The 12,982-nt window shown below is 37.1% G+C and carries 12 protein-coding genes and 1 other RNA gene; 5 read left to right on the top strand and 8 right to left on the bottom strand.

Annotated elements, in window-relative coordinates; genetic code table 11:
* Positions 1–34 precede the first annotated feature (34 nt).
* On the bottom strand, positions 35–625 hold the full coding sequence (locus AC3ITD_RS07680) for a hypothetical protein (protein ID WP_489365451.1): 591 nt from the start codon (positions 623–625) through the stop codon (positions 35–37).
* A gap of 145 nt (positions 626–770) precedes the next feature.
* Between AC3ITD_RS07680 and gatB the strand changes: the two genes are divergently transcribed.
* The 5 genes from gatB (at position 771) to AC3ITD_RS07655 (ending at position 6,936) form a co-directional block, all read left to right on the top strand.
* The gene (gene gatB / locus AC3ITD_RS07675; RefSeq protein WP_489365449.1) at positions 771–2,228 is read left to right on the top strand and encodes an Asp-tRNA(Asn)/Glu-tRNA(Gln) amidotransferase subunit GatB; all 1,458 of its coding nucleotides are present in this window, start codon (positions 771–773) and stop codon (positions 2,226–2,228) included.
* Complete coding sequence (locus tag AC3ITD_RS07670) at positions 2,228–3,340, top strand: TlpA disulfide reductase family protein (protein ID WP_265798800.1); 1,113 nt, start codon at positions 2,228–2,230, stop codon at positions 3,338–3,340. The genes gatB and AC3ITD_RS07670 overlap by 1 nt, the downstream gene beginning before the upstream one ends.
* Positions 3,341–3,443: 103 nt before the next feature.
* On the top strand, positions 3,444–4,133 hold the full coding sequence (locus AC3ITD_RS07665; RefSeq protein WP_029274338.1) for a response regulator transcription factor: 690 nt from the start codon (positions 3,444–3,446) through the stop codon (positions 4,131–4,133).
* Between the two features lie 263 nt (positions 4,134–4,396).
* A complete protein-coding gene (locus AC3ITD_RS07660; RefSeq protein WP_056848962.1) occupies positions 4,397–5,119 on the top strand; it encodes an RluA family pseudouridine synthase in 723 nt (240 codons plus the stop codon).
* Positions 5,120–5,145: 26 nt separating this feature from the next.
* A complete protein-coding gene (locus AC3ITD_RS07655) occupies positions 5,146–6,936 on the top strand; it encodes a chloride channel protein (RefSeq protein WP_489365445.1) in 1,791 nt (596 codons plus the stop codon).
* Positions 6,937–6,994: 58 nt separating this feature from the next.
* Here the strand turns inward: AC3ITD_RS07655 and AC3ITD_RS07650 are convergent, their stop codons facing one another.
* The 7 genes from AC3ITD_RS07650 to AC3ITD_RS07620 all read right to left on the bottom strand — a co-directional run bounded on the left by AC3ITD_RS07650 (position 6,995) and on the right by AC3ITD_RS07620 (position 12,970).
* On the bottom strand, positions 6,995–8,398 hold the full coding sequence (locus AC3ITD_RS07650) for a sigma-54-dependent transcriptional regulator (RefSeq protein WP_265798802.1): 1,404 nt from the start codon (positions 8,396–8,398) through the stop codon (positions 6,995–6,997).
* Positions 8,399–8,805: 407 nt separating this feature from the next.
* Positions 8,806–9,183: RNase P RNA component class A (gene rnpB, locus AC3ITD_RS07645), an RNA gene on the bottom strand.
* Between the two features lie 47 nt (positions 9,184–9,230).
* Positions 9,231–9,653, bottom strand: coding sequence for a c-type cytochrome (locus AC3ITD_RS07640; RefSeq protein ID WP_489365442.1), 423 nt, complete (start codon positions 9,651–9,653; stop codon positions 9,231–9,233).
* 93 nt (positions 9,654–9,746) lie between these two features.
* A complete protein-coding gene (locus tag AC3ITD_RS07635; RefSeq protein WP_489365440.1) occupies positions 9,747–10,397 on the bottom strand; it encodes an SCO family protein in 651 nt (216 codons plus the stop codon).
* A 157-nt stretch (positions 10,398–10,554) separates the two neighbouring features.
* A complete protein-coding gene (locus AC3ITD_RS07630) occupies positions 10,555–11,010 on the bottom strand; it encodes a hypothetical protein (protein ID WP_489365438.1) in 456 nt (151 codons plus the stop codon).
* 9 nt (positions 11,011–11,019) lie between these two features.
* Positions 11,020–11,997, bottom strand: coding sequence for a transporter (locus AC3ITD_RS07625; protein ID WP_489365436.1), 978 nt, complete (start codon positions 11,995–11,997; stop codon positions 11,020–11,022).
* Complete coding sequence (locus tag AC3ITD_RS07620) at positions 11,960–12,970, bottom strand: cytochrome-c peroxidase (RefSeq protein WP_489365434.1); 1,011 nt, start codon at positions 12,968–12,970, stop codon at positions 11,960–11,962. The genes AC3ITD_RS07625 and AC3ITD_RS07620 overlap by 38 nt, the downstream gene beginning before the upstream one ends.
* Between the last annotated feature and the right edge of the window lie 12 nt (positions 12,971–12,982).

The following is a 12,982-nucleotide window of genomic DNA, read 5'->3' as shown; positions in this document are numbered from 1 at the left end:
TCTTTCGAAACTCCCTAATCACAACTAAATCACGCTATTTACTTCTACCATTTGCTTTATTCCTATTTGGACGATCATTTTCTAGTCTTCTATCGTTGCCACGATTGGCATTTTGAGCTGTTCTTGAGTTTTGATTTATTTTTACAACAGTTTTTTGTGTACGATTTTGGCGATTGCAATTATTACTCACCGCAACAGCTTTATAGTTGGGGTGGTTTTTCACCACATCATATTTACTATCGCGACTATCTCTAATCACCAATTGGCGGCCATTAAAGTTTTTAAATCTACTGTATTTAGCTACATAGACGTTATTTCTTAAATATGGTTTGGGTTCGTTTACAACAACTTTGTATGCTCGGTATAAGTTAAAATTTCTGAATTGACCTGGCAAACTGTTTGTCCAGACCCAATTGCCTTGATTCGAATAGATATATTGTTTGGATGGGACATTGTAATATGCATTGATATCCGGCAGGTAATAGTAATCTACATGATCATAACCTGTAGGCCCCCAAACTGGTTGTTGGCTAATATTAACGTTTAAATTAATTTGAGCTTTTGAATCATCTATGCTGAATAATGAAACCATCAAAACTGCAGCAAATAAAATTAACTTTTTCATAATGTTTTTTAATTAAAGGTTCCTTGTGTGTGTTAATTATTGAAATAGACAAAAGCATTTTCGCGTAGTTTAATTGAGGCAATTCGTTTTAACATTCTTTAACTATATTTGCCAGCTCAATAACATTTAAAGGCATCATTTATCTATGGGTTTAGGGACAACCGAAAACAATTACGAACTAGTTTCAGGACTGGAAATTCACGTTCAATTAAACACCAATACCAAAATATTCTCGGCCGATAGTGCATCTTTCGGGGCTTCGCCTAATCATAATATTTCAACTGTTTCATTGGCGTTACCGGGTGCTTTGCCTAAGCTAAATAAAGAGGTGGTAGCCAAAGCGGTTAGGATTGGCCTGGCCTTAAATTGTACAATCAATCAAACCAATCACTTTGATAGAAAAAATTATTTCTATGCCGACTTACCAAAAGGTTATCAAATTACACAGGACAATCAGCCAATCTGTGTACATGGCTTCCTTGAAGTTGAATTAGCTGATGGCTCAACGAAGAAAATAGGAATCAACAGAATCCATTTAGAAGAAGATGCAGGAAAAAGTATTCACGATCAGGATGATAACTATTCTTTAGTTGATTTAAATCGTGCGGGAGTTCCTTTGATAGAAATTGTGACGGAGCCTGATATTCGTAGCGCCGAAGAAGCATCAGCACTGCTTACTGAAATTAGAAAGTTGGTCCGCCATTTAAATGTGAGTGATGGAAACATGGAGGAGGGGAGTTTGCGTTGCGATGCAAATATTTCTATCCGACCGAATGGTTCCACAGAATTTGGTACCCGTTGCGAAGTAAAAAACCTAAATTCTATGCGTAACGTACGTAGAGCAATGGATTTTGAATTTGGCAGACAAGTGGAGGTAATTGAGAATGGCGGCAAAATCATCCAAAGCACATTAAATTTTGATGCTGATAAAGGCACAACATCGCCAATGCGAACAAAAGAGGAGGCAAACGACTACCGGTATTTCGCTGATCCGGATTTGCAGCCTATTTTTATTTCTGATGATTGGCTGGCAGAAATCACATCGGCCATGCCCGCTTTACCAAATGAAATTTCGAAGCAAATGGTTGCCGAATTTGGTATTACAAAAGCAGACGCAGCTTTATTTGCAGAGGATTTGGATCTGTTAAATTATTTTAATGAAGCTTTACCAATTGTTAATACTAAAAAAACACTTATTAACTGGTTAATTGGCCCGGTTAGGGCTGTATTAAGCGAAAAGGGAATAACTATTAATGATTATAATGTTAAACCAGAACAATTAGCTGCTGCAATTAATTTGGTAGATGATAAAAAGCTTACACAACAAATCGCCATTCAGCAATTATTACCGGCTATTGAAACGGAACCAAAAGCTGATGTGACTAAACTTGCACAATCATTAAATTTACTGATTTCAGAAAACAGCGATGAATTAGGTGCATTTATTGATGAAGTGTTAGCCAAATATCCACAACAAGTTGAGGCATATAAAAAAGGTAAAAAAGGCGTTTTAGGCTTGTTTGTTGGCGATGTAATGAAGTTGGCAAAAGGTAAAGCAGATGCTAAAAAATTGAATGAATTAATACTAGAAAAATTAAAATAATGAGATTAAAAAATTTAAGTCTGATCGTATTAATTGCGATTGCTTTTACAGCATGTAAACCGAAAGATAGTTTTACAATTGACGGAACATTCCAGAACCCTGGAACAGAGAAGAAAGTTTTCCTATACGGGATGCAAAGCAGTCAAATGGTCGCCATCGATTCGACTAATTTATCCGAAAAAGGCGAATTTAAATTTATTCGTAAAACTCCATCTGTAGATTTTTTCCGTGTTTCAATAGGCAATCATGAATTTATGCTAATTGCCAAAAATGGTGATCAAATTAAATTAGAAGCTGATTTAACTGATAAATCAATGGCTTACAAAATATCTGGAGCCAATGAGGTTGAAAAACTATCAGAGTTAAATACCATTCGAAATAATTTCTCAAAACAAGCTGAAAAGTTGCAGGCGGATTTTGAGGCTAAAGTGGCTACTCAACCACAAAACAGAGCTGCGATATTAGAGGAGATGAAGCCTCAGTATCAGTCGTATATTAATCAATTGAACACGCAGATCATCAAGTTTGCTAAAGACAATAAAGGTACGCTTGCTAGCTTTTACGCGATGAATACGCTTAGTCCGCAAGAATATGAGGCGGAACTTGTACAATTTGCAGATGAAGTTAAAGATGAAATTAAAGGTAATGCTACGGTAGATACTTTTGTAAAACAGATGGCGTTATTGAAGGCTGTTCAGGTTGGACAGGTGGCTCCAGATTTTACTATGAATACGGCCGACGGGAAAGCAATTAGTTTAGCAGATTATAAGGGTAAATATGTTCTTTTGGATTTTTGGGCTTCCTGGTGTCAACCATGTCGTCAGGAAAATCCGAATGTGGTAAAAGCTTACAATAAATACAAAGTTAAAAACTTCGACATTTTAGGAATATCCCTAGATACTGATAAAGCTGCATGGTTAGGTGCTGTCAAGGCAGATGGTTTAGCCTGGAATCAGGTGTCTGAATTGAAAGATTTTAACGGAGAAACAGTTAAAAAATATCAGGTTCAGGCAATTCCTACTTCTTATATTATCGACCCGACAGGAAAGATTGCTGCTAAAAACCTCCGTGGAGAGGAGCTGGAAGCTTTTCTAGCTAAAACGTTACGTTAAAAGAAACTAAATGTTAAACTAATTTGAGTCGTTAACAATTTATTAACTTAGGCTTAACTAGAAATTACATCAGAGACAGTACTTTCGTAACAAATATTTAACTATGAACAACGCAGGTCAGAAAATATTAATTGTTGATGATGAACCAGATATTCTGGAACTGATTGAGTACAACCTAAAAAAAGAAGGTTACCAGGTTTTTACCGCTACTAATGGTCAGGAAGGAATTACTGTTGCTAAAAAAGTTCATCCAGATTTAATCATTTTAGATATCATGATGCCTAAAATGGATGGAATTGAGGCTTGCAGACTGATGAGGGCAATTCCAGAGTTTAAAAACACTTTTATGGTTTTCTTAACTGCCAGAAGTGAGGAATATTCAGAAATTGCGGGTTTTAATGTAGGTGCCGATGATTATATTGCAAAACCAATCAAACCTCGGGCTTTAGTAAGTCGCATTAATGCAATTTTAAGAAGGAACACAGGAACTGAAGAAGTATCAGAAAACAAATTAGAAATTGGCGATTTAGTGATCGACCGTGAAGCTTATTTAGTTTTTCAAGGCGGAAATAAAGTTGTTCTTGCCAAAAAAGAATTTGAGTTATTATATCTCTTGGCCTCTAAACCTGGTAAGGTTTACACCCGTGAATCAATCCTTAAAAATATTTGGGAAGATTCTGTTGTGGTTACCAATAGAACCATTGATGTTCACATCCGCAAACTTCGCGAAAAATTAGGCGAAACTTATGTATCAACTGTAAAAGGTGTTGGTTATAAGTTCGAGCTTTCTTAATAAAATATTAACCATAGATGGACACAGATTAACACAGATTCTTGCTGGTGATTAATCTGTGTCTTTTTGTTTGCATCATTTTGAGGCATGAAGCAATTATACCCTGCACTTACTAATCCAGAGCATTAAGATTACTCCATTACTGGCTATAAGGTGAAGTTTAATACGGCTTCCTTATCCGGGTTTATCCTTTTTATCTGTGGTTAAATTCTGAACCAATAAAATAAAATCCGTATTTTTGCGGCTCATTAATAGCACACAGTTTGAAGTACCCGAATTTTAAAGACCTTATTCTTTTTGAAGACAACGATTTTATTGTAATCAATAAACCACCATTCTTAGCCTCTCTCGATGAAAGAGGTGGTTCTGGGGAAACTAATGTATTGCGTTTGGCTAAACAATATAGCGATGATGCACAGGTTTGTCACCGTTTAGATAAGGAAACTTCTGGTGCTTTGATTATTGCTAAAAATCCTGAAGCCTATCGCCATGCATCCATGCAATTCGAACGCAGGAAAGTTGACAAAACCTACCATGCAGTAGTTGATGGCCACGTAATATTCGACAAGTTATTGGTTGATCTACCTATTCTGAATGATGGAAATAAAAACGTAACCATCGACAGAGCAGAAGGAAAAAGAGCAGAGACTGTGTTCGATTCATTAAAATATTATAAACATTATACGTTAGTAGAATGTAAACCGATTACCGGTCGTATGCACCAAATCCGTATCCACCTGGCTACGCAACGTGCTGCTATCGTGGGTGATGACATGTACAAAGGAAAACCTGTATTTTTATCATCAATTAAAAGAGGCTATAGATTATCAAAAGGTGAGGAGGAGCAACCGATTATGAAACGTTTTGCGCTCCATGCCCGACATTTAATTTTTAAAGGTTTAGATGATAAAGACATTGTAATCGATGCACCTTATCCGAAAGATTTTGCCACATTAATCAAACAGCTGGATAAATTTGACGCTTAAAATCAATAACCAGAAAATATAATAACATGTATATCAGATTTGTAAATTACCTTGATAAGATTAACCAATATAGAAAGTCAAAAATATCAAACCGTAATTTCCTAATCATACTTGCTGTTATTGTTGGTATTCTCGCTGGTCTGGCGGCCGCGGCGTTAAAGAGTTTAACACACCATATCGAAGAGTTTCTTCAATCAGACTGGCACTGGAAATATAAGTACTACTTATATTTCATTTTTCCGATGATTGGAATCCTGTTAACTGTTTTATACATCAAATATTTCATCAGAAAAAGCAAGTTTGAAACTGGCTTAACCCCGTTGCTCTACGCTATCTCCAAAAAATCAAGCAGGATAGAGGCGCATAATATTTATTCTCAAATCATCACTGCTGCAGTAACGGTAGGTTTCGGTGGATCAACAGGCTTAGAGGCACCAATTGTTACTAGTGGCTCGGCAATTGGATCTAACTTAGCACGTGTTTTAGGTTTATCCTATCGGGAAATTACCATGCTTGTGGCTTGTGGAGCGGCAGCCGGTATTGCCGGCGCTTTTAATAGTCCTGTTGCCGGAATCGTATTCGCAATCGAAATATTACTTCCTGAATTCACCATACCGGCGTTTATCCCATTGTTGTTGTCGGCTGCAACCGCCGCAGTAGTTGCACGTATATTTTACACCCAACAGTTATTTTTCCTGGTTACAGAAGGATGGCAAATTAACGCCTTATTTTACTATGTACTTCTGGCGGGATTAATTGGTTTGTTTTCAATTTATTTTACCAAGGCAAACTATGCTGTTAAAGGCCTTTTTTATAAAATTAAACATCCTTACACCAAAGTTATTATGGGTGGTTTGATGTTAGGAGCGCTAGTTTTTCTTTTCCCAACGCTTTATGGTGAAGGCTATATTACCATTAAAGGCCTCTTGAAAGGCGACTATTTAACGGTAATTAACAACAGTATCTTTTCCGATTACAGCAGCATTCCGGCAGTGGTTATACTTTTCACAATTGTAACCATATTTATGAAATCGATTGCTACCCTGGTTACTTTGGGTGCAGGAGGCAACGGGGGTACTTTTGCGCCGAGTTTAATCATGGGGGGATTAATTGGTTTTATTTTCGCTTACATGGTCAACTTATCGGGAATTGCCCATTTGAACGTTTCGAATTTCATAGTTGCAGGTATGGCAGCTGCTTTGGGAGCGATCATGCATGCACCATTAACAGGCATTTTTCTGATTGCCGAAATTACCGGGGGTTATATATTAATGGTCCCCTTAATGATAACTACTGCGATTTCCTATGCTATTAACCGTAGTGCGCAGAAACATTCTATCTATACGAAGGTATTAGCGGATAAAGGCGAACTGTTATCACACGAAGATAAAGACACAACAGTTTTGAATCAGATGAAACTAAAATATCTGATAGAGAAAAATTATCCTGCTCTCTATCTTAATGATTTAATTTCCATGAAGATGAACGAAATTGTTCAGTCGCATAAAAATATTTGTGCAGTTATTGATGAGTTAGGAGATTTTAAAGGGATTATCTACGTGGAAGAAATTTTCGGAGAGATGATTAAAGAGGAGCAGAAGGAAAGCCTGACTGTTTCACACTTAGTTCAGCAAGCTCCACTTACCATTAATATTGCTGATGATTTGAAAACAGTTCTGAAGAAAATGGAACAAGAAAATGCGTGGATTTTGCCGGTGATCAATAACGAAAACCAATATCAGGGTTTCGTTTCTAAAACAGCAATTTTCAATAAATACAGGGCTTTATTGATGAGACAGAATGATTATATGGGTTAATTTAAGTTGTAAGTTTTAAGCCCTAAAGCTCATCACTTACAACCTATAATTTTTTGAATTATTCTCTCTTCAAACCAAATTTTTCAATCTTGCTATATAAATGACTTCTTTGAATATCGATTTCATCCGCAGTTTTTGATACGTTCCAATTGTTTTTTTCCAGTTTAAATTTGATAAATTCCTTCTCCGCATGATCTTTATAATCTTGGAAATTATTAAAGCTATCGAAAGAAGAAGACATCCCTGAACCATTCGCAGAACTAGCAATTTGTGTACTTGTTGCCGCACCAATGTTCGTTCCGCCGCCTGGATTGGCGAAAGCACGTACATCATTTTCGGTAATCACCTTATCACTCAAAATAATCAAACGCTCAATCATATTGTGTAACTCACGAACATTACCTGTCCAGGGCAAAGCTTGTAATGCCGCCATACCTCCTTCGTTAATTTTTTTAACAGGCATGCCATAGTCATTGCAAATACTTTCCAGAAAATTCTGTGCAATCACTGGAATATCATCGGTACGTTCTGTTAAGTGAGGCACGTGGATGTTGATTACATTCAAACGGTGGTACAAATCCATACGGAAATTGCCGTCTTCAATCTCTTTTAATAAATCTTTATTGGTTGCCGCTAAAACACGAACATTGACTTCGATTTCCTTTTCGCCACCAACACGAGAAATCTTATGCTCCTGTAAAGCACGAAGCACTTTAGCTTGTGCAGAAAGGCTCATGTCGCCAATTTCATCTAAAAATAATGTTCCGCCATTTGCCAGTTCGAATTTACCAATACGTTGTTTAACAGCCGAAGTAAATGAACCTTTTTCGTGGCCAAACAACTCACTTTCAATTAATTCTGATGGAATTGCAGCGCAGTTCACCTCAATTAGCGGGCTATCAGCACGATTTGATTTTTCATGTAGCCAACGGGCAACCAGTTCTTTACCACTACCATTTGCACCTGTAATTAAAACTCGTGCTTCAGTAGGGGCAACTCGTTCAATCGTTTCTTTAATCTTTGAGATACTTTCAGATTCACCTAAAATTTCGCGGGTTTTACTTGCTTTACGCTTTAAAACTTTTGTTTCAGTAACTAAATTTCCACGATCTAAACCATTACGAACGGTAATTAGTAAACGATTTAGATCTGGTGGTTTCGAAATGAAATCGAAGGCACCTTTTTTACTGGCCTCAATGGCTGTTTCTACAGTTCCGTGACCAGAAATCATGATGAAAGGTAAGTCTGGTTTGATGATTTGTGCCTGTTCAAGCACTTCCATACCGTCCATTTTATTCATCTTGATATCGCAAAGAACCAAGTCGAAATTGGTTTTCTTGATCATTTCAAGGCCGTCGATACCATTATCGATATCTTCAACATCGTAATTTTCGTATTCTAAGATTTCGCGTAGGGTGCTTCGAATTGCCCGCTCATCATCAATAATTAATAGTTTGGCCATTTGGTATTCTTATTCTAATTGAAGTGCTAATATATAATTTTAAATTTATGTATAGTTTATTATACATTCAATTTAGCCTATAAACGAGAAATAGTGAAAAAGGTTTTAAGTTTTTTAGCGGAAAATAGTAGGTAGAATTTGATTAGATAATCCAATCAGATTAAACTTTTTAGGGGATGATAAATATGAATATTGTCAGTTCCGTTAGGTTATTAACGCAATGATGTCTAGTAAACAGCGAATTCTAACTCAATAATTTTTCACACTGCATTAAATAAACTTTTGTATTATACAATTGATAGTATTTTTCCGTGAATTCCGTGTCTCCGTGGCAACCGATAGAAATTTATGATTAGAAAATTCAGAGTTTTGGAGCGTCACCTTGAACATATTGCTTTCAAAAACGAAAAAAATGCAGGTCTATAAGCCGGGTTCTGTTTCCTGATTGCTCAGGATTTCTATCATTAATCCACTATAAACGTTGCCGTTTATCTCTAACGACCTACCCACTAACATCGGACGGGCAGCCCTACATGCGTTAGCCTATTTGGTCTTTCAACTCTCGGGGTTTACAAACCACTGCAGTCGCCTGCAATGCTCGTACGCTCTTACCGCACGTTTTCACCCTTACCTCGATTGCTCGGGGCGGTATATTTTCTGTTGCACTGATCCGTAATTCAGGTTTTCATTCCTGAATTCCTTTCCGTTAGAAAGCGAGATGCCCTGCGTTGCCCGGACTTTCCTCTCTTCCGATAAATCGAAACAGCGATAGAACAACCTGCATTTTGCGCAAATATGGGCTTTTTAAGTCAAATTATTTGAAGAAGTTTGATTATTTACAATTTTGCAATTGGGTAGAAACCTGTGAGTAGGGAACAAAACCCTGATTATTCCCGAACGAATTGGTAACAAAAACCATTACCTGAGCCACATCGATATCTGCCAATTCAGGGAAGCCCGGCATTTTTTCGTTGTAATCTTTACCGTGAATGGTCATTTTTTCATCCGTTCCATTTCTAATAATGCAAGCCAGACGTGCTTTATTGGCTTTCAAAAATACTGAATCGGTAAGTGGAGGAGCGAGCTGACCTAAACCTTCGCCATTTTCACCATGACAGTTCTGGCATTTTGCTTTGTAAATATCTTTTCCATTAGACATGTAGTTCTGCAAGTCGATCGTTTCCTGGTTCTGGCAAGAAACAATGATGGCAACAATCGAAAGTAAACAAATGGAATTAATGATGTATTTGCGCATGGATTTTTATTTAATATCAACCACAGATAAGGAAAGATGAACACAGATTTTGTGTTGTTATCTGTGCTTATCCTTTTCATCTGCGGTTAAAATTTATTTTTTATACTCTGCTAATAAAACCGGAATATCTTTTTTCAACTGTTCAACCTGTTCTTCCTTTGTGCCGTCATAAGCGCCGCGAATCCTTCGGTCTTTATCAACCAGGACTAAATATCCCTGGTGAATATAACCATCTTTTGCTGTGCTATCTTCGCCAACTGCTACCAGGTAGTTTTTCTCCGCAAGCGTGTACACGCTGTCTTTGCTTCCATAAAGAAATTGCCATTTTGGACCATCAACACCGAGTTTCTTTGCATATTTTTTAAGTGCCGAAGGTTTATCGTATTTAAAGTCGATGGTGTGTGATACAAACATCACATCAGGGTTGGTTTTAAATTCGTTGTAAACCGTCATCAAATTACGATGCATGGTTGGGCAGATGGTGGTACAAGAGGTGAAGAAAAAATCGGCTACATAAACTTTTCCGTCAGTAACTTTATTTGTCGTAATCACACTATCTTGATTAAGGAAAGACCAATTTGGAATGGTTTGATAAACCGTGTCTATCTTTTCAACACCTTCAGCATCTCTAACGGTTTCCGCATGTCGTTCGCCATAAAACGGAAGTTTCTTTTCTTGCTGACAAGATGAAAATAAGGTGATTGATAGCATACAAACGGCTATCGAAGAAATCAATTTATTCATGATGATTTTATTAAAATGTAAATATACAACCTCTAGTATAAAGGATGGGATTAATTGTTCTTTTGTTGCCAGTTCAAATCGTTTCCCGCCGATTGAATGAAATGCTGGGTGATTTTTTAAATGGTTTTTGCAAATCTTTCCATCAGCGGGAAAACAATTAGTGCTTATGATTTTTCATTTCTGTGGTTTCTACAGACTTGACATTGTAATTTTTTAGAACAGAATCTGATAACTTTGTTACTTGGATATACTGGTCTTCAATGGCTCTGACTTTAATCATCTGCAATTTGTAGTACGCCATGTTTTCTTGCTCATTTTTACCTTTAAAATCATCTTTAAAGAAATGCATCCAATCCATCATGCGCTCATCCGCTTTGTTTAATTGATTAATCAGGGTAGACATTTTAAGCGAATCTACCGCAGATTTGATTTTTCCACTTTTCAGAATAGAATCTAATTTGATTCTGTTCTTCACTACTTTCTCCCCATCTATCATCAGTTTGTCGTGAATGTTTAGTACTTCTTTCTTTACCGCATTTGCATCTGGTTCGGTTTTACAAGCAGCGAAAAAAAGAAGCGCTAGGCCCAATTGTATTATTATGAAGTTTTTCATTTTCGTTTTTTAAAAATTGTAAGTTATTCCTAAATGAACGCGTCCAGCGCTCATCGGGTGATCAGTTTTGGCTTCCCAAACGTTTTTCTGTAACCCAGCATTTAAGGCCATGTTTTTGTAGAAAACATCTAAACCTACGCCACCCATTAAATTATTCATTACATGTTCGCCGGTTTTAATACCCTGGTATTTTTCTCCGCCAGAATATTCATAGAAGAACTGTGCTGAAGGCATTACCTGTACATCTTTTCCAACTCTTTGGGTATAAAAAATATTCAGAAAACTGGTTGTGCTGTTTGCAATCCCCTCATCACGGCTATTGGTTCCATTCACTTTGTAGGAGGTGTTTAAACTTGCCCCAAACTTTCCTAAACCAACAATATAATTTAGGTATACAAATCCATCTGTACTGCCCGTTCCAGCCTGCATCAGAGATGAATATCGAATTCCTTCGTTATTTTTGAAATCGTTTTTCCCTGTGGGAAGTTTTACACCTATACCGGCAATTAACTGCTGCTTAAAGTTATTTTCCAATTGCTGTACAAGGTGATACCCTGCGTAAAGGTTTACATCACCTATGCCAGAAATAGTTGAGGTATAACCATTGTATCTTTCGCTATTGGAAACATATGGTAAAATTGCATTAATTTCCAGGCGACTAATAATGAAATATCTCCCTCTAATTTCCATTGAACGATATAACTCATAATCTGCCTGATTTCCGGCGTGGCCAGTTATCGGTGAATTTTGTTCCCTTGCGGGGATAAAGAATTTACCTCCTGTAGGAAATAAAGAATGATTTTGACCATCATAACCGTTAAAAGAACGATAGCGATAAAGAAGACTAATGCTATTGCGGTTAAAATAGGGGGTAATCCCCATAAAACAGCCACAAATGTCGCAGGCGAATGTTTGGCTACCTACCAAAACAAATAGTAGAATTAATATTTTACGATTCACTATATAATGTATTTTTAATAAACTCATTGTCTGTTAATGTTTTTAGAAATGATTTGATTTGATCTTTTTCAGTATCATTTAACCTGATTCCGCCTCTCAAACTTTTATCTAGATTCGGGGAATTCTTCACTCCAGAATTATAATGTTCAAGCACCTCATCCAGATTATAAAATCGGCCATCATGCATATACGGACCCGTGTATTCAATGTTACGTAACGTTGGAACGCGAAATGTTCCAAAGTCGGCAGCCGCACCGGTTATATGCGAACGCCCTTCATCTAGACTAACCAAATCCAGCCCATTGCTTCGGTAAGAAAAATCGGTAAAGAGTGGCTCTGCATGGCAGGATGAACATTTTTCTTTAAATAAATTGTAACCTGCCAACTCCGTTGTTGTAAAAGTGAAGCCTTTTTCTTTTCGCATTATCTTATCATATTTGGAATTTCCTGATACCAAAACCCCCATAAAATGAGCAATCGATTTTAGTACTTTTTGCGAATTGATATCGCTAGAACCGAACGCTTTTTTGAATAATTCGGGATAAGGCTGTGTGTTTTGCAAAAACGATACAACTGTTTCTAAATCGGTCTTCATCTCACAGGCATCTGTAAAAGCATTTAAGGGAGATGTTTCGAGGTTTTTTACCCCACCATCCCAAAAGAAAGCCTTTTGCCAGGCCAGGTTGAAAAGAGGTGGAGCATTCCTTTTGCCCTGACAATTATCTACACCATGGCTCACTTTGTGATCAAGATTTGCAAATGCAGCAAACTGCTGGTGGCAACTTCCACATGAAATACTTTTGTTAGCAGATAACCGGGCGTCGTAGAATAATTTTTTACCCAATGCAAAACCCGCATTAGTCAGCTGGTTTTCTTCGAAATTGTATGCCGGCTCAGGAAAATTAGCAGGAATAGAAAATATTATTTTTTCCTCTTCTGGAGATATCCCTGCTTCTTTTTTGCTGCAGGCGTACATTAATGCAATGCTTAAGAAAAGCATTGCAAAAACGTT

This window comes from Pedobacter sp. KH_004 (genome assembly GCF_057840755.1).
This window is presented reverse-complemented; position numbering and strand designations above follow the sequence as displayed.